The following is a 22,036-nucleotide window of genomic DNA, read 5'->3' as shown; positions in this document are numbered from 1 at the left end:
TGTCGAGCCCCGGGAGAAGCCATGTCTGTTCTTAAGAAAACACAGCCCATGTCCGCCGGCGAACCGGCGAAAGCATTGTGGATTTCCACATTCGCCTTCACGATCTGTTTCGCCGTCTGGACGATCTTTGCGATCATAGGCATTCGCATCAAGCAGGAACTCGGCCTGAGCGAGACCGAATTCGGCTTGCTGGTCGGCACACCCGTGCTCACCGGATCAGTCGTTCGTATCCTGCTCGGGATATGGACAGAGCGTTACGGCGGCCGCCTGGTCTACACGCTCACAATGCTGGCAGCTGCGGTGGCAACCTTCCTCCTGTCCTATGCAACCACTTACATGCAAATGCTGATTGCCGGCCTGGGCGTCGGCCTCGCCGGCGGCTCCTTTGCGGTAGGCGTCGCCTATGTTTCCCCGTTCTTTCCACCAGAGAAGCAGGGAACGGCACTCGGCATCTTCGGCGCCGGCAATGTCGGAGCGGCGGTCACCAAGTTTGCCGCTCCCTTCGTGCTGATCGCGTGGGGATGGCAGGCGGTTGCGGAAATCTGGGCGCTGGTACTCGCGGCCATGGCGATCGTTTTCTGGTTCACCACCACCGACGATCCGGCCTTCCGCGCTCGTCGCGATCGCGGGGTTGCATCCAGGAGTTTGCTTCAGGAATTCGCACCGCTGAAAAACGTTCAGGTATGGCGCTTCTCGCTCTACTATTTCTTCGCCTTTGGAGGTTTTGTCGCCCTCTCGCTTTGGCTGCCACGCTATCTGGTCGGCGCCTATGGCTTCAATCTTGAGGTTGCCGGCATGGTTGCGGCTGCCTATTCCATTCCTGGCAGCGTCTTTCGCGCCTTCGGCGGCGTACTCTCCGACAAGAAGGGGGCACGCAGCGTGATGTATGCAATGCTTGCGGTGTCGGCCGTCGCTACCCTAGTCCTTTCCCTGCCCGCTGTCACACCAACGAGCTCGGCATTTGGAATTACCCCGGCCGTCTTCATCGTCGTCATCTTCGTCCTCGGCTTCTTCATGAGCCTCGGCAAGGCGGCCGTATTCAAGCACATCCCCGCCTACTACCCTGAGAGCATCGGCGCGGTCGGCGGCATTGTCGGCATGATGGGAGGCCTTGGCGGATTTATCCTGCCGATCGTCTTTGGCCTGCTCAAGGACATCACCGGCCTTTGGTCCAGTTGTTTCCTGCTGCTTTTCGCGATTGTGGCGATTTCGCTCGTCTGGATGCATCTCTCCGTAAGGCAACTCGAGCGCCGTGGGTCCTCTGCCCCCGTTGTAGCCGCCACCTAATCTCAAGGACTTGGAACTATGACCCAGAAACTTGTCATCGTCGGCAATGGCATGGCGCCGGGCCGCATGCTGGAGCACCTCCTCGAACAGGCACCCGGTCGCTACAGCGTCACGATCTTCAACGCCGAGCCGCGCGTCAATTACGACCGTATCATGCTGTCGCCGGTCCTGTCCGGGGAGAAGGACTACGAGCAGATCATCATCCACGGCGACGGCTGGTACATCAAGAACAACATCACCCTTTACAAAGGCCACAAGATCGTCGCCATCGACCGGGTGGCCAAGACCGTCACCTCGGATCACGGCGTCGTCGAGAGCTACGACAAACTTGTCATTGCGACCGGCTCCGTGCCCTTCATCATTCCCGTGCCGGGCAAGGATCTGCCCGGCGTCATCACCTATCGCGACCTCGATGACGTGCAGGCGATGCTGCTTGCCGCCCAGTCACGCGAGAAGGCGATCGTCATCGGCGGCGGCCTGCTTGGTCTCGAAGCGGCTGCCGGCCTTGCCTCGCGCGGCATGGATGTCACCGTTCTGCATGTTATGGCAACGCTGATGGAGCGCCAGCTCGATCCCGCCGCCGGCTATCTGCTGCAGAAGGCCGTCGAAGAGCGCGGCATCAAGGTCATCACCAAGGCCAATACCAAGGCGATCATCGGCAACGGCAAGGTCGAGGGCATCGAGCTTGATGACGGCCGCATCATTCCCGCGACGCTGGTGGTGATGGCCGTCGGCATTCGTCCCAATATCGGTCTTGCCAAGGACGCCGGTATCGCCGTCAACCGCGGCATCGTCGTCGATGACGGCATGCAGACCTCGGATGGCAGCATCATGGCGCTTGGCGAATGCGCCGAAGTCGGCGGCCAGGTCTATGGCCTGGTGGCGCCGCTCTATGAAATGGCGCGTGTCGCCGCATCGCATCTGTCGGGCGACCGCTCCGCCGCCTTCGTGCATTCGGACACGCCAACGAAGCTCAAAGTCACCGGCATCAACCTGTTTTCCCTTGGCGACTTCGCCGATGGCGACGATCGCGAGGAAATCGTGCTGCGCGATGCGGCCGGCGGCGTCTACAAGCGGCTGGTGCTGAAGGACAACCGCATCATCGGCACCGTGCTCTATGGCGAGACGGCCGACGGCGCATGGTTCAACGACCTGAAGAAGAAGGCGACCGACATCTCCGGGATGCGCGAGACGCTGATCTTCGGTCAGGCCTATCAGGGAGGGTCGCCGCTGGACCCTATGGCGGCCGTTGCAGCCTTGCCGGATGACGCGGAAATCTGCGGCTGCAACGGCGTCTGCAAGGGCAAGATCACCTCGACCATCACCGCCAAGGGCCTGGCCTCGCTCGACGATGTGCGCGCCCACACCAAGGCGTCCGCCTCGTGCGGCTCCTGCACCGGCCTTGTCGAGCAACTGATGTCGATCACGCTTGGCGATGCCTATAATCCGAAGGCGGTACAGCCGATGTGCAATTGCACGGAGCTTGGCCATGACGACGTGCGCCGCCTGATCAAGGCCAAGGGTTTGAAGACCATCCCCGCCGTCATGCAGGAACTGGAATGGAAAACCTCCTGCGGATGCGCCAAATGCCGGCCGGCACTCAACTACTACCTCGTCTGCGACTGGCCGGACGAATATGCCGACGACTACCAGTCCCGCTTCATCAATGAGCGCGTCCACGCCAATATCCAGAAGGATGGCACCTATTCGGTCGTGCCGCGCATGTGGGGCGGTGTCACCAATTCCGGTGAACTGCGCGCCATCGCCGATGTCGTCGACAAGTTCGAGATCCCGATGGTGAAGGTGACCGGCGGCCAGCGCATCGACCTGCTCGGCATCCAGAAGGAGGACCTGCCCGCCGTCTGGGCCGATCTCGGCAAGGCCGGGTTCATCTCCGGCCAGGCCTATGCCAAGGGCCTGCGCACGGTGAAGACCTGCGTCGGCTCCGACTGGTGCCGCTTCGGCACGCAGGATTCCACCGGGCTCGGCATCCGCATCGAGAGATTCATGTGGGGGTCGTGGACGCCGGCAAAGCTCAAGATGGCGGTGTCCGGCTGTCCGAGAAACTGCGCCGAGGCCACCTGCAAGGACATCGGCGTCATCTGCGTCGATAGTGGCTTCGAGATCCACTTCGCCGGTGCTGCCGGCCTCGACATCAAGGGTACGGAAGTACTCGGCCTCGTCAAGACCGAGGACGAGGCACTGGAGCATATCGTCGCGCTGACACAGATGTACCGCGAGCAGGGCCGCTATCTCGAGCGCATCTACAAATGGGCCAAGCGCATCGGCCTCGACGAGATCCGCCGCCAGATCATGACGGATGCCGACAAGCGTAGGGCCTATTACGAGCGCTTCGTCTTCAGCCAGAAATTCGCGCAGGTCGATCCCTGGTCGGAGCGTGTTTCCGGCAAGGACAAGCACGAATTCCGGCCGATGGCGACGGTCGGCTTCCATCAGGCTGCGGAGTAAGGAGATGGACATGAACTGGCCAAAAGACACCTGGCATCCGATCGGCGACATCTCTGACATCCCGCTGCGCGGCGCACGCTGCGTGAAAACCCCGCAGGGCAAGATCGCCGTGTTCCGCACGGCCGAAAACGAGGTCTTCGCCATCGAGGATCATTGCCCGCACAAAGGCGGCCCGCTCTCCCAGGGCATCGTCCACGGCGCTGCCGTCACCTGCCCCCTGCACAACTGGGTCATCTCGCTCGAAACCGGGCAAGCTCTCGGCGCGGACAAGGGCTCGGTCAGGACCATTCCTGTGCGCAATGAGAACGGCATGCTGTCGATCGCTCTCGACAGCATGATGATGGCGGCGGAATAGATCATGTCCGTGTGCGCGGTGGTACCCTCCTCTGTTCGTTCCAGACATCTTCCCCTCGAGACGGAAGATCGGTTTGAGTTTGCTGCTGCCCGTTTGAACAAGAAAAGCATGTATCGCTCTTGTTCAGTGGGTGGAGACCAGTGGCACGGCGAGCTCCTGATCCTTCCCCTTGAGGGGGAGATGTCAGAGGAGGGTGTAAACCATCGGCGACTAAGCATCGGGGAGACCAAGCGTGCCTACTGAAACGAAGACTACGTGTCCCTACTGCGGTGTCGGATGTGGCGTTATTGCGACGGTCGACGATTACGGAAAGGCTTCCGTTAAAGGGGATCCGGGGCACCCGGCCAATTTCGGCCGGCTCTGTTCCAAGGGCTCGGCGCTGGCCGAAACGATCGATCTCGACGGCCGTGTCCTCTACCCGGAAATCGACGGTCAACGTGCAAACTGGAACGACGCGCTCGATCTCGTAGCCTCGAAATTTTGTGAAGCCATCGCCGAGCATGGGCCGGATTCGGTCGCATTCTATGTCTCAGGTCAATGCCTGACGGAAGACTATTATGTCGCCAACAAGCTGATGAAAGGCTTTATCGGTTCGGCCAATATCGACACGAATTCACGACTTTGCATGGCCTCCTCCGTCGCTGGTCATCGACGCGCCTTCGGTTCGGACACGGTGCCGGGCACTTACGAGGATCTCGAACTCGCCGATCTGATCGTACTCGTTGGTTCGAACCTCGCATGGTGCCATCCGGTGCTCAACCAACGGATCCAAGCGGCAAAACAAAGCCGACCGGATATGAAAATTGTCACGATCGATCCGCGACGCTCGGTTAGCGCCGATCTTGCGGACATGCACTTGATGATCAAAAGCGACGGGGATGTTGCCCTCTTCAATGGGTTGCTTGCCCATCTCGCAGGATCGTCGGCTTTCGACCAGGACTATGTATCGGCGCATACGATCGGCTTTAACGATGCGCTGGAAGCCGCGCAAACCAGGAGCATGCTGGATGTTTCGGAGGAAACAGGCTTAGCGGTCGGTGAACTGCGGGCCTTTTATCGTCTGTTTGAAACAACCGAAAAGGTGGTGACCTGCTATAGCCAGGGCATCAACCAGTCCTCGATCGGCACCGACAAGGTTAACGCGATCATCAATTGCCATTTGGCCACTGGGCGCATCGGCAAACCAGGCATGGGACCCTTCTCGCTGACCGGCCAGCCGAATGCGATGGGTGGCCGCGAGGTGGGTGGTCTTGCCAACATGCTGGCAGCGCATATGAATATTGAGGACGAAGCCGCGCGCGATCGTGTGCAACGCTTCTGGAATTCGCCAACCATGGCTGCAAGGCCCGGTCTCAAGGCCGTCGAAATGTTCGAAGCCGTGGCGGACGGGCGCATCAAAGCCCTGTGGATTATGGCGACGAATCCGGTCGTTTCGATGCCGGATGCCGACCGGGTGCGCGAAGCAATTAGCAACTGCCCCTTCGTCGTCGTTTCCGATATTCAAAAGAACACCGACACCGCCGCACTCGCCCATGTGCTATTGCCAGCCGCCGGCTGGGGCGAAAAGGACGGAACCGTCACCAACTCCGAGCGGCGCATTTCCCGCCAGCGCAATTTCTTGGATCTGCCCGGCGACGCAAAGCCCGACTGGTGGCATATGGCCGAAGTTGCCAAGCGGATGGGCTTCGACGGCTTTGACTACGACAATCCCGCCACAATCTTCGCCGAACACGCGGCCCTTTCTGGATTCGAAAATGGCGGCACACGCGACTTCGACATAGGCGCGAAAGCTGATATCTCTCCTGGTATCTTCGAGGCTATGTCACCGTTCCAATGGCCGCATCGCAAAGGTGCTCCCGAAGGCGTCACGCGATTTTTCGCCGATGGCCAGTTCTACACGCCGGATCGCAAGGCCAGGTTCATCTCCGTAAAATCTGAGCGCGATGACCGCACAAGCAAGGATGCCCCCTTTATTCTCAATACCGGCCGCATCCGCGACCAGTGGCACACGATGACGCGCACGGGCAAGGCGGCGCGGCTCTCGTCGCATCTCGCCGAACCTTTCGCCGAAATCAACCCGGCGGACGCCGCTGAACTCGGCATCGACAAGGCGGGGTTGGTACGGGTGGAAAATTCCTTCGGTTCAGTCGTGCTACGAGCCTTGCTCACAGAGCGGCAGCCACGCGGCGGCGTCTTCGTGCCGATGCACTGGAACGATGAGTATTCTGCAAATGCGCGCGTGGCCGCTCTGCTGGCGCCACACACTGACCCCATCTCCGGCCAGCCCGCGCTCAAGAATATCGGCGTCAAGGTACGGCCAGCCGAAATGGCATATCATGGTTTTGCAGTTGTCGCCTTCCGCCCTGAGCGGCTAGAGGCGCCCTATTGGGCGGTCGCGAAGACAGAAGCCGGATGGCGCGTGGAATTCGGCTTCGACAAGGCACTTGACGATATCGAAGCCTGGTGTCGCGATACGTTCGGCCTTTTTGATCGTGGCGAGCATCTCGCCTATGTCGACAACCCGACGCGACAGCAACGTCATGGCTTCTTTGACGGAGAACGGCTGTTGCTCGCCTTTTATGCCGCGCCCGAACCTGTCGCCGTATCGCGTGACTGGGCCGTCAAGCAACTCAGCACACCACTGGAGACTGCGCGCGCGCGCTTTGCGGTGCTCGCCGGCCGGCCAGGTACCGATCAGATGGACCCTGGCGCAACCGTCTGCTCCTGCTTCTCGGTCGGCATCAACCAGATCGTAGGCGCCGTCGCAGGCGGCTGCCACACGGTCGAGGCTATCGGCAGACAGCTCAATGCCGGAACCAATTGTGGCTCTTGCCGCATTGAAATTAAGGGGATTATCGATGGCTGCCTTCGTCAAGCCGCGGAATGATAGACTGGAGCGGATCGCTCCACTCACCTCGCTGCCGGTATTTTTCGATCTCAAGGGGAAATCCGTGCTGATCGCCGGCGGCAGCGACGGGGCGGCGTGGAAGGCCGAACTTCTGGCAGCAGCGGGCGCGGAGGTGCATGTCTTCTGCCCCATGGACGAGCTTTCCGAGGGCTTTCGGAAGCAACTTGACCAGTTTGTCCACCACGATGCATTTTGGCAGGCGGCATGCTTCAAGAGCTTTGCTTTGGCGGTAGGCGACTGCAAAACCGACGAGGAAGCATGCTGCTTTCACGATCACGCTGTCGCTGCCGGTGTTCCCGTCAACGTCATCGACAAGCCGGCATTCTGTCAGTTCAAGTTCGGCTCGATCGTTAACCGCTCGCCCGTGGTGATTGGCATCTCGACCGACGGCGCTGCTCCGATCCTCGGCCAAGCTATCCGCCGGCGCATCGAAACACTCCTCCCGCGGTCGGTCAAATCCTGGGCTCAGCTTGCGCAGGCTATCCGCGCCCATGTGACAGACGCCCTCACCTCAGTTCAACGACGAAACTTCTGGGAACGTTTCGTCGATCGCGCCTTCGCGGGCGAGGAGCCCGACGCAGATGCGGTACCAGGCCTGATCGCGGATGCAGACCGAATTCGTAGCAATGCTAACCCTGCCGGTCACGTGACGCTCGTGGGCGCCGGCCCGGGCGACGCCGAACTGTTGACTCTGAAGGCGGTCCGCGCCCTCCAAGCCGCCGATGTCATCCTGTTCGATGATCTTGTTTCCGGGGAGGTGCTGGAACTTGCCCGCCGTGAGGCCAAACGCATGCTGGTAGGCAAACGTGGTGGCCGCCAAAGCTGCAGGCAGGAGGACATCAACGCAACGATGTTGGCGCTCGCCAAGGCCGGCAAGCGAGTCGTTCGCCTCAAGTCGGGCGACCCGATGATTTTCGGCCGTGCCGGCGAAGAGATCGATCATCTTCGTCGCGAGAACATCCCCGTCGACGTTATTCCCGGCATCACGGCAGCAAGCGCCATGGCCTCTTGCCTTGGCATGCCGCTCACCCACCGGGACCACGCCCAGTCCGTGCGCTTCGTCACGGGCCACTCTCGGCATGGCGGACTGCCGGAAGACGTTGACTGGGCATGCGTCGCAGATCCCCATACGACAACCGTGTTCTACATGGGAGGCAGGACAGCACCGCTCATTGCCGATCGGCTGATCACCAACGGCCTGCCGCCTTCCACCGCTGCCGTAATCATGGCCGACGTCAGCCGCGCTACCCAGCGGGAATGGCACGGCAGCCTCAAAAACCTTGCCAAGGGCATGGAGAAGATCGGCTACGAAAATCCCGTGCTGATCGCCGTGGGTGGCGCTGTTTCAGCCTGCGGGACTGCGAGCGCGGACGCCGATAATCTTCGAGAAACTCCCGTCAAGGCCGTGGGTTTCGTTGCTGTAGCTTGATCTGATTTGGCGTCACGCAACAAGTAGGCGAGATATCGTGTCGGAGAACATTGTGAAACAGGTTGGCGACCGGAAACTCACTCCTGAAAGATGTGGTGCTGATGTCAAAGGCAGATGCCATAGAACCGTCATCGATAGTGTTTGCGGCCCCACTTTCTTTTTCAAATTATTTTCAAAGATCGGCACTTTGCGCTCCGCCCGAGCGGCGCGCTCTCCGCGCCGTTTGACACTCCAAACGTTGACGGATCAACCCCGATTATCGTCAAAACTCTTCCCGACTGCCAGCACTCACGCTGTCTTTCCGCCGAAGGCTGCGGCTACGGTGTTAGCCATTTTGCGTGCCGGAGAAATGGCCGGCTTGTGGAGAGCGGTGACGGCAACCGGCGAGGCGGGAGGTTTGCGGCGCGGCGCATCCTGCGACGCTCTTGTCACGCCGAGTTGGAACTGGTTGAGCAGCTCTCGCAGCCTGGTTGCTTCGCCGGCGAGCGTTGCGCTTGCCGCGTTTGTTTGTTCGACCATTGCGGCATTCTGTTGCGTTACCTGATCCATCTGGTTAACAGCAATGTTAACTTCGGAAAGACCTACGGATTGCTCCTTCGCTGAGGTTGCTATCGCGCCCATATGCTGGTTGACCGTAATAATATAGCCTTCGATGGTCTTCAGCGCCTCCCCAGTCTCGCTAACAAGCTTGACACCGCTCTGCACTTCTACGCTCGAACTGCGTATGAGATCCTTGATCTCCTTTGCTGCCTGTGCGGAACGCTGGGCAAGCTCACGCACCTCTTGCGCGACAACAGCAAAGCCCTTGCCCGCCTCCCCTGCTCGGGCGGCCTCCACACCCGCGTTGAGCGCCAGGAGGTTTGTCTGGAACGCAATCTCGTCAATGACACCGATGATGTTCGCGATCTGGTTGGATGACTGCTCAATCCTCTGCATTGCGTTTACAGCATTTGACACGACAACGCCCGAATGTGCCGCGCCCGCATTTGCCTGCGCGGCTACAGCTCGGGCCTCATCGGCTCTCTTTGAGGAGTTCGATACATTGACGGTAATTTCATCGAGGGCCGCGGCAGTTTCCTCAAGCGACGCCGCCTGCTGTTCAGTTCGCTTCGATAGATCCTGCGCGCCCTGGCTGATTTCGCTCGTCCCGACGTCGATGGCGCCGGTTGCATCGGCAACCGCTCGCAGCGTTTCCGCGAGCTGGGCCGTAGCGCTGTTGAAATCCGCCCTTAGGCTCTCGAGTTCCGCGACGAATGGTTCCGTGATTCGGCCGGTCAGGTCCCCATGAGACAGCTGCTTCAGGCCCCTCCCGAGTTGCGCCGTTGCGTAGGCCATAGCTTCGGCCCGCACCTCTTCGAGCTGAGCAATGCGGTCGCGCTCCCGCTCGGAGAGCGTTCGCTGGGCAGCAACCTCTTGTTCCAATCTTTGATTGGCAAGTGCACTTTCGCGGAAGACTTCCAGCGCAGCTGCAATGTTCCCGATTTCGTCGGCACGCGACCGATAAGGGATTTCTCGATCAAGGGCGCCTTCTGCCAACTCCTTCATGGAGCCGGTAATCCGGGTCAGCGGTAGCGAAACGATCCTGACCGCATAGTAGATGCCAAAGCCGCTCAGCCCGAGAATAACGACGATGGTCGCGATGGAGATTCCCATTGCCGACGAGAATGCCTTTGCCGCGCTGCCGACGGCTTGGTTGGCAACGTCCAGGTTGACGTCCTTGAGTTGATTGAGCAGCTCACCGTTTTTGATCGCTTGATTCCGCATCGCCCCATTGAGGATGGCGGCTGCCTCCTCGTTTTTGTTTTGGCGCGACAGTTCGATCATTGGCGCTGCGAGAGTGTCGTAAGTCGCGACACCGGCTTCAATCTGGTCAATCAGCTTCCGCTCGACATCCGACGCGGCGAGAGCACGGTAGGCGGTAATTTGCTGGGCGGCTTTTTGCTTCACGTCATTGATGCGCTGCTCCGCCTTGGCTATGGTCTCTGGCGTTAACGATAGGATGTGCTGTGCATAGGCCAAGCGTTTATCAGTAAGGGCGGCCTCCAGGTCGCCGATGGTCCGAACGCTCGGCAGCATATTCTTGCCGAGTGAGATGGTGGATGCGTTTGTTTCGTTCAATCCCACCAACGACACAAGCGCGTTGCCGCAGAAGGCGAGCGCAAGCACGACAAGGAGTGATGTCAGTCCTGTCCTGATAGACATTTCCATTTTTAGCCCCTCCCCATGGTAAATTTTCAATAAACTAGCCGATAAAGATAGCGAATTGCTTAACTGGGCTACTCGTCATCTAAGCTGGTGCACCTCGCCGGCAAAGGGCGGCTGCCTTGACGTGGGAATCGGCATCTTCCATCAACAGGTCGCGGGATACGATCGAAAGGTGCCAATTAACGACGCTCCCAGCGCATGAAACAATGCGCGGGCGAAGGAAATGGAAATATCTGCCTGACCGCCGACTGTGGCCTCATCACCTTCGTGAATAGCCACTGTCCCTCCAATGTCATTCTGTCGCTGTCTTGGCTCCCGACTGCTTGCCCAAGTAAGGGCGGCGCTCCAGCTCCGCGGATTTCAGTGCGCTTCTAAGGCGCAGCAGATCCCTGCGGGCAATTAACTATCCGAGCGAAATGGTCCCGATCAATCAGTGTCGGAGATGGCATTAGCTTGACAGCGGGCGCCTGGCTGGATCCATTTCCTCTGGGACACTAGGCGGCGTGGACAAATTTAAGCCAGTATCTGGCGGTGGCGAGATAGACCATGCCGAGGAAGCTGTTGGCTAGTTGATCGTAGCGGGTAGCGATGGCACGATTGACCTTTAGGTGGCCGAAAATGCGCTCGATGCGGTTGCGCTGCCTGTAGAGCGCCCGGTCATGTTCGATCTTCACGCGGCGGTTTGACGTGCCGGGGATGACCGTTTCGATTTTCCGTTCGGCGAGGTCGGCACGGATGGTCTCAGCATCATAGCCTTTGTCTGCCAGCAAGGCGCCCGGCGAGCGTTCGGGCAAGCTAATTAGGGCATCATATGCTTTGCAATCGGCCGCTTCGCCGCCTGTCAGAATGAAGGCGAGCGGTCGTCCGAGGGCGTCGAGCGGTTCTTCTTGGACCGTCTGCCTCGACCCCGGTTCTTCGGTTCGATTGGCAACAGACCCTCCAGAATGCGCCATTCTGTTTCAGTGAGATCGCCCCGGCTCAATGCTGCCACCAAAAAGCAGCCTTGAATCAGTGACTGGTCGGGACGTCAATGATTGAGATACTTTGAGCTTCGTTTGTCGCGGAAGACGATGCTAAACCTATTGTGATGATTGAGGAAAATATGGGAATTGAGTCCGATACCAACATCGTATCAAACGAGTTGGAAGCCTTTACCATTACTCGGATCGAGGCCGAGCAGCCAAAGTGCATTGCTTTGTTCGCAGTCGGTCGTGGTGGTAACCCGGCACGCCACCATCATTTGCTGCAGACCATGGCTAACAGGAGTTGCACGGTCATTGCGCCACACTTCGAAATGCTGGCCTCAAGTGTCCCGACCAAAGCCGAGTTGGACATGCGCATCCACAGGCTCGAAGCATCTATAGACAGTTGCGCCTACAGCAACCTCCCCATCGTTGGCATCGGGCATTCCATTGGAGCTACAGCTCTGCTCGCCCTTCAAGGCGCCGAGGGCGAAACCCTTGATGGGCAGCAACTGATTACAGGCGCGACTCCACGCCTTGAGCGATTGGCCCTCTTGGCTCCGCCAACGGACTTCTTCCGCCGTCCAGGCGCGCTTCACCGTATAAAGATGCCGATGAAAATCTGGGTGGGAGCCAAGGATACTATCACGCCGCCGGCTCAATCTCGCTTTCTCATGGATGTGCTCGCCGCTCAGGCATCTGTGGCGGTCCAAGTTGATCCCGATGCCGGCCATTTCACCTACATGGACGAATTGCCGCCAAATGTGCCGGAACCTCATCCGGATCGGAACACTTTTCTCGCTGGCTTGGCCGATGAAATAACCGCGTTCTTAGTCGCATAGCGGCTAACGCGGCTAGCCGATACCGATCATGCAGCCACCGCCGGACAAGTATGACATCACTTGTAACCCAAGCGGTAGGTCGGCGGACTGTCAGCGATTTGTCCACGCGCCCTAGTACCTTGCGTGACTGGTGCGGCAGCCTTGCAGAGCGCTATGTAGTGCAGTGCCTGATCGCGGATGGCTTGTGCTCTCGACTGCTGGGCCTCGAGGTAGTCGCGCTCAGCATCGAGAATATTGAAGAATTCACTCGCACCTAGCTGGAAACTCACCCTACCAAGTCGCAATGTCTCTTCTGACGTCGAGGCAAGTTTTTCTTGCGCGGCAATATTGCGTCCATCTCTATTATAAGCCGCAAGCGCTTTTTCGACTTCGGCGATGCCATTCAGAACCGCGGATTGCCAAGCGGCTTGTGCTTGTTGCAATTGTGCTTTCGCGGAAGCGAGATTTGCCTTGTTCTTTCCCCCATCAAAAATGGGTGCGGTTAGATTGGCAGCCATTTGCCAGATGTCGACATGGCCGGTGTGTACGACTGCTGTCGGCGTAATATAGCCGCTGAGCTCCAAGGAAGGATAAAAGGCCGCCTTTGCAACTCCAACGCTTTCGGCGGCGGCGATGAAGTTCTTTTCCGCTCGCCGCACATCCGGTCTATTGCGGATGACATCGGTAGGGATGCCAACTCCGATTTTGTATCGCGGGCGCGGTTGAGCCGCTTTATCATGAAGTTCAGCACGCAGCTCTGCATCCGGCACCCCGGTCAGGCTCGCGAGAGTGGCGATAGAACTCTCAAGCTGGATCTCGAGTGACGGAAGCTCTGCATCGGCTTTCGCCACGAGCTGTTCGGCTTGAACGATCTGCAGTCCACTGCTTTGTCCAACGCCCTGACTGTCCCGCATCAAGGATAGATTGCGCTTTCTGTTTTCAACGGTCTGGCGTGCCAGCGCAATTCGCTCTTGGTAGTAGCGTAGGTCCACATAGGTTGACCCAATTGACGAAAGTACGTTTAGGCTCGTTTCGGCGGCGTCAAACACCGCAGCATCAAAGCGCGCCTCCGCCGCACGCTTTTGTGCCCGCGCGCCACCAAAAATATCCACAAGCCAGCTTCCCGAAGCGGTACCATAACTATTTGTCGATGTGCCAAATCCGTATTTGTCACCCCGCGCTTTGCCGACCCCGCCGGAGACCGTCGGCAGCAAGTTTGCCGATGCAAGATCGACGTTCGCACGAGCCTGCCCAACACGGCCTTGAGCCTCCAATATCTCGGGATTTTTCGCGCTCCCAAGCTCAATGAGTTTATTGAGTTCAGGATCAGCAAAAGCGCGCCACCAATCCTGGCTGATCGGTGAGGCTCTTGTTAGTCTTGTCGCGCCAACGAATGTCTTTGGCATGTCTGCCGCCGGTGCACTTACGGATGTATCGACGCAGCTGCTGAGGGTTCCGATTGCAAGAATCATGGGAATGCAAAAAGCATGCGAGTGGAACATGGCCTGCACTTTCGCAAAATTATGGGTGGTTAAACAGGAAGAATCATACGCATGAGCAGTCCGCCTTCCGCTGGAAGCTCGGCCTGTACTTCGCCGCCATGGCGTGCGAAGGCGTGTTTTGTTATCGCTAATCCGAGGCCAAAACCGACGGCGCCAGGGGGAAGATCACTTCCACGCCGAAACGGTTGAAAGATTGCCTCGAGAACATCTTTGGGGATGCCCGGACCTTGATCCACCACGGTAATCGCGAAGGCCTGATCTTCCCTCTTGGTTCGAATGAGGACCTGTGTATTTGATGGGGAATATTTGACAGCGTTTCGCACCACGTTTTCTATCGCTCTGTAAATGAGCTCACCATTAACGGATGTCACGCAGGATCCTACTCCCTCGTAAAGCAGAGTGATGTTGCGCGAAGCGCCTTCAAACGCGCAATCGTCGGCAATCTCGCGAAGCAGGTCGACTAGATCAACGGTCTGTCGCTCCAGTGGTTCAATCTCGGTGGTGGTGAGTCTGGCGAGAGTCAGAATCTCGCCAACGAGATCATCCATTCTTGCGATTTCTCGTTCGACACGCTCGGTCATTGCATGCAATCGACTGGGATTCTTGTTCAGAAGGCCAATTGCTGCCTGCAGCCTAGACAGAGGTGATCGAAGTTCATGAGATATATCGTGAAAGAGACGCTGTTGGATATTCTGGAACTCCTGCAGACGCGCCGCGGTGATATCAAAATCATGAGCAAGCGCTGCAATCTCATCCCTCTTTCGATCGATCTTATTGCCGATTCGTATATCGAATTGGCCGAGCGCCAAGGCGCGCAATCCACCCCTTAATTGTTCCACGGGCCGCGTTAGATATTGCGCCAGCCAATAGGCAGCGAGTGCAGCAGCAAACATGGCTGAAGCCCAAGGGACGAGCCTCGGCAGATTGCGTGATAGAAAGCCGACTTCCGTCGCCTCGGCGCTCAGTTGAAAGCAATGGTCTGCATTGACGACACGTCTTTCAAATTTATCCGTAACCTTGATGGTGCATTCCATTGGTCCGCCGATGACCGTCAGTTTCAGATGGACTGGCGACGGCGTCTGCGCAACGGCGGACAGGAATTGTTGTGATACGTCAACCCCGCCTGTCGCCAATAACCTAGCGGCTGTATCGAGCGCGAAAGATGTCCGTTGGTCGCGGAGTTCTTGCGCGGGAGGTACCAGTCCAAAGACAGAACCGATCGCAAACAGTATCGCGATTGATAGAGCCATTGTAAGCCAAACAATTGCGAAAATCCTCCAAAATAACTTTCGCATCAGTACTCCTGCACCAGTTGATATCCCTGGCCGCGGATGGAGCGAATCCAGGACGTGCCGTCATCACGGGTGCCGAGCTTTTGGCGTACGCTGCTGATATGAACGTCGATGCGACGGTCAAATGGCGTAAGAGGTCGGCCGAATGCGCGCCGAGAGATTTCCTGCTTTGGTACCAATTGCCCGGCATTGCGTGCCAACACTTCGAGTATGTTGAATTCCGCACCCGTTAATTCCAGCGGCTTGCCTTGCCATTGGGCGGTTCGACTGGCCGGATGTAAGGCGAGGTCACCGACCTGAAGAATATTTTCATCACCGGGCCTGCTTCCTGCTCGCCTAAGAATAGCGCGAATGCGAGCGACCAGTTCACCGGGAGAGCACGGCTTTGCGACATAATCATCCGCGCCAAGATTGAGACCGGAAATTCGATCGATGTCATCTCCCTTTGCCGTCAGCATCAAAACGGGTACATCGCCTAGGCGACGGATGCGTTGCAAAGCGTCTATGCCGTTCATCCGCGGCATCATCACGTCGAGAACGATGATGTCGGTCGGCGGCACTAGCTATGCCAACACGGGCATCTTCCGACGTCTCAACCTGAAACCCTTCCTCTACAAGATATTCGCTGAGAAGGGTCGTCAGCTCACTGTCGTCATCGATCAAAAGTACTTTCGCCATATCAGGTTCCGTGTGCATTTCCTCGGCACGAATACACCCAACAACGCCGATCGGAAGAAGTTTTACACAACTTTACACTTCCTTAACGTCGCTTAACATCACAGTCGCTATCAGAGGGCCGTCGGCAATTTGCCCCTGGAGCCTCGTATTGACTGAGACAACTGAATCCCATTGGCAGTCTTATCCCGTGCCATTAGAGGGGGCGGGACTGGATACCGATAGCGGAGCTCGCAGGAGCAAGCTGGCGCCTACAACACAGGGCTGGTGTCGAAGCTCAGCCCGATGGCTGAATATGCACCAGTTTAGCACTCTGCTTCTTTTGGCTGGTGCGCTCAGCGGCTGTGTCGTCGGCCCAGACTACCAGAAGCCGGGGCTTTCCATGCCCAAGAGCTGGAACACCAGAGCGCACGATAATCCGGACAAGCCACCAGCACTTGCGGAGTGGTGGAAGCAAATGAAGGATCCGATCCTCGATGACCTTATTGCTCAAGCCGTCGCGGCCAATCTCGATGTCGCTACGGCGAAAGCAAAGATAAGGGAAGCTCGCGCGACCTATCGCGAACAGGTTGGCGCACTGCTCCCGACGATCGAGGGCACGGCCTCCGCGACACGCAACCGCACGGCCGCGTCTGGTGGCACGCCGGCTACCGCCTACAATGATTATCAGCCCGGTTTCGATGCCAGCTGGGAGCTTGATTTATTTGGGGGCAATAAGCGTACGGCGGAGGCTGCGAAATATGGCGTCGACGCCGCGGAAGAAGACCTGCGCGATACGCTCGTCACCCTGATTGGGGATGTCGCGACCTATTATCTTCAGGCACGCGAATATCAGCAGCTGGCGGAACTCGCTCAAGATTCTTCAAAATCTCAGGCCCAAACGGCCGCGCTGACGCGCACACAATATAGTGCGGGTGGTACGTCGTTGGTCGATGTTACCAAGGCCGAAGCTCAAGCGGCGTCCACCCATGCCGATGTTCCATCCTATGAAATCTCCTATGCCAAGTCAGTCAATCGGTTGGGGGTCTTGCTCGGCAAGTCGCCATTGCTGCTTGAGAGCCTCCTGGGCAAGAGGTCAAGGCTTCCCGTTCCTCCCGCGAAGATCTCCGTCGGAATACCTGCCGACATATTGAATACCCGCCCAGACGTGCGCAAGGCAGAACGTGAACTGGCCCAAGCGACAGCAAAGATTGGCGAGGCCGAGGCTAATCGATACCCGTCGCTGAGCCTTACCGGATCCATTGATTCTTCCGCCACGAGCATTTCTGATCTGGGTAAGAAATCTACCATCGGATGGTCGTTTGGCCCTTCGCTTACGATTCCGATCTTCAAGGGTGGCCAGTTGAGGGCGGCGGTTGATGTCGCCAAGGCACAACGTGATCAGTACCTCTTCTCCTACCAGTCAGCCGTCCTCACCGCTCTAGAGGATGTTCAGAACGCCATAATTTCTCTCAATCGATCGAGGGCGCGCTCGGTGGATCTGGCGAAGTCGGTCGAAGGCTATCGGGCGGCTGCGAAGCTTTCAAAGCAGCTGCAAATCGCCGGCGAAGGGGATCTGTTCGACGTGTTGGACGCCGACCGGTCTTTGTACTCGGCCCAAAAAAGTCTCATCGAGACCAAAGCCGATATCGCGACATATTATATCTCGCTTAACAAAGCGCTCGGAGGCGGATGGACCGGTCCGATCGACATTTCACAGCCGGCCGTTCGCGACGTGAACGAGGCTCCGCACCTTCAGGCAAAGCAATCCGCTCAATGACTATTTCACATAAGACTTATCTGGGAAATCCCCATCTCCGCGACGACCTAAAGCGCGTTATTTGTGGGGCTTTTTTTGCCGTCATATCGACGTGCATGGTTGGAACACGCCCTGTCGCGGCAGAAGAACAGGGACAAACCAAGGGGGCCGCGGTACTGACTGTCGCGACGGTTAAACCTTCGCTCCAAGACTGGCCTCAAACAATCCCGGCGAGTGGATGGCTGAAGCCTTGGCATGAAGCCGTGATTGAATCTGAAACGAGCGGTTTGCGTATCACAGAGGTCCTTGCCGACGTCGGATCCATCGTCAAGAAGGGCGATCCTCTTGTCCGGCTGAATCAGGAAGCCGTGCTGGCCGATCTGCGCAAAGAGGAGGCGGCTGTCGCTACAAAAGAGGCAGATCTAGCAAAGGCGAAGGTCGACGCGGATCGAGCGCGCACGATCGGAGGATCGGGCGCGTTGTCCGACCAGAAGAGAGTGGAATACCTGACCACGGAGCAGACCGCGAAGGCAGATCTTGATTCTGAACGGGCCACGCTTGAGAGCCAGCAAATTAAACTTGAGCAAACCACTATCACCGCCGTCGACGACGGCATCATCACCTCGCGATCAGCCTCGCTAGGTGCAGTCGTGTCCACCGGCACGGAGCTTTTTCGTCTTATTCGCCAGCAGCGCGTCGAATGGCAGGCTGAAGTGTCAGCTCAATATCTTCCGCAGGTCGAGATAGGGTTGCCCGCGGAAGTCACGGAGCCGGGCGGAAAGGCGTTTCAGGGTAAGGTCAGACTTATCGCACCAACCGTCAGCAGCGATACAGGCCGTTCGATTGTTTATGTGGAGTTGCCTAAAGAGCCTCAACCCCGTGTTGGTCTCTATGTATCTGGTAACATCGATATTGGTACGAAAAGAGCATTGACCGTGCCGGAAACCAGTTTGGTTTTCAGAGACGGTATCAATTACGTCTTTGCCATTGATCAAGTACGCCGAGTACACCGGATCCGCGTTGATGTCGGTCGCCGAAGAGAGAACCGCGTCGAGATTACAGCTGGCTTGGCGGGCGATGAGATGCTTGTGCGATCTGGCGGGGCTTTCCTCTCGGAAGGCGCGCTTGTTAATGTTGAAGGGGCGGCAAAATGAACATTTCCGCCTGGTCAATTCGCAACCCCGTGCCCTCTGTATTACTGTTTGTGTTGTTGACAGTTTGCGGCTTGCTCGCCTTTTCGAAGCTCCAGGTCCAGAATTTTCCCGACATGGATCTGCCGACCATCAAAATTTCCGCATCGCTTGAAGGTGCTGCGCCAACCCAGCTTGAAACTGAGGTTGCACGTAAGATTGAGGACAAGCTCGCCTCTCTCAGCCTTCTTGATCATATTACAACGACGATCACCGACGGATCGGTATCGATCAGCGTCTCGTTCAAGCTCGAAAAGAACAGCGAAACCGCACTTAACGAAGTACGCAACGCTGTTGATAGCGCCAAGAGCGATTTGCCGTCCGAAATGGAATCGCCGACGGTTTCCAAGGTGACGGTGCAATCTTCCGTTCTCGTAACCTACGCGGTGCGCTCCAAAGACCTCGACGAGACGGAGCTTTCCTGGTTTGTCGACAACGACATGACCAAGGCATTGCTATCGGTGGGGGGCGTAGGAGAAGTCGATCGATTGGGCGGCGTGGACCGCGAGGTCCACATCGATCTCGATCCCAACCTCATGACATCCTTCGGTATCACCGCCTCGGATATTTCCTCCCGCGTGAAGTCTGTTCAATCAGACAAATCCGGTGGTCGTGGCGAAATCGGCTCTGCCCGTCAAACCATACGGACCCTCGGTGCTCTTCCCTCCATTGAAGATCTATCAAAGTTGGCAATTCCGCTGTCCAACGGAAAAAGCGTCCGGCTCGATGAAATAGGCAGCGTCACTGACAGCTTCGCTGACCGTTCTTCTCTTGCCTATTTCGATGGAGAGCGCGTGATAGCCGTCGAGATCAAGCGATCAAAGGGCTTTTCCGATACGGCGGTTGCTGATGACGTCCAGAAGAAAATGAAGGAATTCGCATCTGCGCATCCGGAGGTCGAGCTTGTTGAAGCCTATACAACGGTAAATCCCGTCATCGAGAACTATGATGGCTCGATGCACATGCTTTATGAAGGTGCCATTCTCGCCATCGTCGTTGTCTGGATATTTCTGCGCGACTTTCGCGCGACCTGCCTCTCAGCGCTTGCTCTCCCACTCTCCATCATACCGACGTTCCTGGTCATGTATTTGACTGACTACAGCCTCAATACGGTTACGCTTCTCGCGCTATCGCTTGTTGTCGGCATTCTCGTGGACGACGCAATTGTCGAGGTGGAAAATATCACTCGTCATATTCAGATGGGCAAGACACCCATGAATGCGGCGCTGGAGGCGGCTGGCGAAATCGGGCTGGCGGTGATCGCAACAACGTTCACCTTGGTTGCAGTGTTTCTCCCAACTGCATTCATGAGCGGGATTCCCGGCCTCATCTTCCGGCAATTCGGCATAACGGCTTCCGTGGCGGTGTTGTCCTCTCTTCTGGTTGCGCGCTTTCTGACCCCAATGATGGCCGCATATTTGATGAAACCTCATCATGTGGAGAAGGAGGACGGTCTGGTCATGCGAGGATACATTGCGATGGTCAAAGCTTGCCTCAACCACCGCAAATTGACCTTGCTTGCCACGAGCACTCTACTCGTCTTGTCTTTGGCAACTATTCCATTTCTGAGGACTGGATTCTTTCCTGCCTCTGACGATGCTCAGACGCAGGTTAGTCTGACACTTCAACCGGGCAGCGCCCTGGATCAGACGGATGCCATATCGAAGCGCGCAAGCGACATTATTTCCAAACTCCCCGATGTCACGCAGGTCTTCAGCGCCGTCGGAACCTCTTCAAGCGGTAGCGGACTCGATTCAACGACAACGACGGATGTGACAAAGGCCACTCTTGTCGTCGACCTGAAAGACATTAATAAGCGCAGCCGTAAACAGTCTGCGATCGAAGACGATATCCGTCACGCTCTTTCCGTGCTGCCCGGCGTACGCGTGGAGGTCGGGACCGGAGGCAATGGCACCAAACTGGAGCTCACTCTCGCAAGTGACGATTCCAATGTCTTGGAACAGGCCGCAAGCGCGCTTGAAAACCAGTTGCGAACACTCAAAGGTGTTGGAGCGGTCACGTCCAGCGCTTCGCTACAAGCCCCTGAGATCCAGATAAGGCCGGATTTCACTAAGGCCGCAGCACTTGGTATCACGTCTGAATCGATCGCCGAGGCGGTGCGGGTTTCGACGAATGGAGACTATTCCAGCGAGCTGTCGAAACTGAATCTGCCACAGAGACAGATTTCCATTCGGGTGCGATTTGACCCCCGTTCTCGCAGGGACATCGATGCCATATCGCAGCTGCAGGTCGCAGGTACAAATGGCAAGGTGTCGCTTGGAAGCGTAGCAACGATCACGATTGGAGGCAGCCCGTCCGAAATCGATCGGATCGATCGTGCCCGAAATATCACGCTGTCGGTAGAACTCAATGGACGCGTTCTTGGGGATGTGAATAAGGAAGCTCAAGCCCTTTCCGCACTGCGCCAACTACCACAAGGTGTATATCAGGTAGAACAGGGGGAGCTGCAACGCAGTTCGGAGTTATTTCAGAGCTTTGGAACGGCGATGGCTATAGGGGTCTTTTGTATTTATGCCGTCCTCGTACTCCTGTTTCATGATTTTTTCCAACCTGCCACGATCCTGATGGCGCTTCCGCTTGCACTTGGCGGGGCATTGCTTCCCTTGGCCATCACAGGCACCAGCTTTTCGATGCCAGCCATTATTGGACTGATATTGCTTATGGGAGTGGTGTCGAAAAATTCCATTCTCCTGGTCGAATACGCGATTATGTCCCGGCGACAGGGTCTCTCGCGCTTTGACGCGTTGGTGGATGCCTGCCATAAGCGGGCCCGGCCGATCGTCATGACAACAATCGCGATGGGCGCAGGTATGTTGCCGGTCGCTTTGAGCCTGAGTGGTGGCGATTCCAGTTTTCGCCAACCGATGGCGATCGTCGTCATTGGCGGTTTGCTCACCTCGACATTCTTGAGCTTGCTTGTCATACCGACGATCTTCACATTCGTAGATGACTTGGTGAGCTTCCTGAGGCGGCTCTTCGGCCACAATCAAGGACAGCATGGGGAGCCCCCACGCGTGGAAGCTGGCATCATCAAAGAAAATGAGCGCCGCCGACCGTCACATGGATCCGCTTCATGACAAATGCTGGCTGGTCTGCTGGTAGGGTTTGCCGGCATTGCGACGATTGCACAGGCTTTAGACCTCCCTGTAGTCGTCATCAAGCGTCCATCGGCTGAGCGCCCA

General features: G+C 57.5%; 12 protein-coding genes and 2 pseudogenes. 9 read left to right on the top strand and 5 right to left on the bottom strand.

Going from position 1 to position 22,036, the window contains the following annotated elements:
- The first annotated feature begins 21 nt into the window (after window positions 1-21).
- The 5 genes from GA0061101_RS24715 (at window position 22) to cysG (ending at window position 8,448) form a co-directional block, all read left to right on the top strand.
- On the top strand, window positions 22-1,287 hold the full coding sequence (locus GA0061101_RS24715) for an MFS transporter (protein WP_047555669.1): 1,266 nt from the start codon (window positions 22-24) through the stop codon (window positions 1,285-1,287).
- A gap of 18 nt (window positions 1,288-1,305) precedes the next feature.
- The gene (gene nirB, locus GA0061101_RS24710; RefSeq protein ID WP_047555667.1) at window positions 1,306-3,756 is read left to right on the top strand and encodes a nitrite reductase large subunit NirB; all 2,451 of its coding nucleotides are present in this window, start codon (window positions 1,306-1,308) and stop codon (window positions 3,754-3,756) included.
- 10 nt (window positions 3,757-3,766) lie between these two features.
- Window positions 3,767-4,111, top strand: a complete 345-nt coding sequence (gene nirD / locus GA0061101_RS24705) for a nitrite reductase small subunit NirD (protein ID WP_376774291.1) — start codon at window positions 3,767-3,769, stop codon at window positions 4,109-4,111.
- 232 nt (window positions 4,112-4,343) lie between these two features.
- The gene (locus GA0061101_RS24695) at window positions 4,344-6,998 is read left to right on the top strand and encodes a nitrate reductase (protein ID WP_092575301.1); all 2,655 of its coding nucleotides are present in this window, start codon (window positions 4,344-4,346) and stop codon (window positions 6,996-6,998) included.
- Entirely contained in the window at window positions 6,970-8,448 is a 1,479-nt protein-coding gene (gene cysG, locus GA0061101_RS24690; RefSeq protein ID WP_092575298.1) for a siroheme synthase CysG, read from the top strand. The genes GA0061101_RS24695 and cysG overlap by 29 nt, the downstream gene beginning before the upstream one ends.
- Window positions 8,449-8,736: 288 nt before the next feature.
- Here cysG and GA0061101_RS24685 read toward each other — a convergent pair whose 3' ends face one another.
- Window positions 8,737-10,656: a methyl-accepting chemotaxis protein gene (locus GA0061101_RS24685; protein ID WP_037191109.1), complete on the bottom strand. Its 1,920-nt coding sequence runs from the start codon at window positions 10,654-10,656 to the stop codon at window positions 8,737-8,739.
- Between the two features lie 491 nt (window positions 10,657-11,147).
- Window positions 11,148-11,528: pseudogene (locus tag GA0061101_RS24680) on the bottom strand (IS5 family transposase); the annotation flags it as partial.
- Between the two features lie 212 nt (window positions 11,529-11,740).
- Between GA0061101_RS24680 and GA0061101_RS24675 the strand changes: the two are divergent.
- Entirely contained in the window at window positions 11,741-12,457 is a 717-nt protein-coding gene (locus tag GA0061101_RS24675) for an alpha/beta hydrolase (RefSeq protein ID WP_037191111.1), read from the top strand.
- 56 nt (window positions 12,458-12,513) lie between these two features.
- On the opposite strand, the gene GA0061101_RS24670 is transcribed toward GA0061101_RS24675, so the two are convergent.
- From GA0061101_RS24670 to GA0061101_RS24660, 3 genes and pseudogenes are all read right to left on the bottom strand, one after another.
- Entirely contained in the window at window positions 12,514-13,842 is a 1,329-nt protein-coding gene (locus GA0061101_RS24670) for an efflux transporter outer membrane subunit (RefSeq protein ID WP_162693736.1), read from the bottom strand.
- Between the two features lie 125 nt (window positions 13,843-13,967).
- Window positions 13,968-15,233, bottom strand: a complete 1,266-nt coding sequence (locus tag GA0061101_RS24665; RefSeq protein WP_037191115.1) for a HAMP domain-containing sensor histidine kinase — start codon at window positions 15,231-15,233, stop codon at window positions 13,968-13,970.
- Window positions 15,233-15,908, bottom strand: a pseudogene (locus GA0061101_RS24660) (response regulator). Before GA0061101_RS24660 ends, GA0061101_RS24665 begins: the two are co-directional and overlap by 1 nt.
- Window positions 15,909-16,200: 292 nt before the next feature.
- Here GA0061101_RS24660 and GA0061101_RS24655 point away from each other — a divergent pair.
- The 3 genes from GA0061101_RS24655 (at window position 16,201) to GA0061101_RS24645 (ending at window position 21,931) form a co-directional block, all read left to right on the top strand.
- Window positions 16,201-17,664, top strand: a complete 1,464-nt coding sequence (locus tag GA0061101_RS24655) for an efflux transporter outer membrane subunit (RefSeq protein ID WP_047555663.1) — start codon at window positions 16,201-16,203, stop codon at window positions 17,662-17,664.
- 95 nt (window positions 17,665-17,759) lie between these two features.
- On the top strand, window positions 17,760-18,797 hold the full coding sequence (locus tag GA0061101_RS24650) for an efflux RND transporter periplasmic adaptor subunit (RefSeq protein ID WP_092575409.1): 1,038 nt from the start codon (window positions 17,760-17,762) through the stop codon (window positions 18,795-18,797).
- Window positions 18,794-21,931: an efflux RND transporter permease subunit gene (locus GA0061101_RS24645; protein ID WP_092575292.1), complete on the top strand. Its 3,138-nt coding sequence runs from the start codon at window positions 18,794-18,796 to the stop codon at window positions 21,929-21,931. The genes GA0061101_RS24650 and GA0061101_RS24645 overlap by 4 nt, the downstream gene beginning before the upstream one ends.
- The last annotated feature ends 105 nt before the right edge of the window (window positions 21,932-22,036 follow it).

The sequence above is a fragment of the Martinezella lusitana genome, assembly GCF_900094565.1.
GTDB classification, from domain to species: domain Bacteria; phylum Pseudomonadota; class Alphaproteobacteria; order Rhizobiales; family Rhizobiaceae; genus Rhizobium; species Rhizobium lusitanum.
This window is presented reverse-complemented; position numbering and strand designations above follow the sequence as displayed.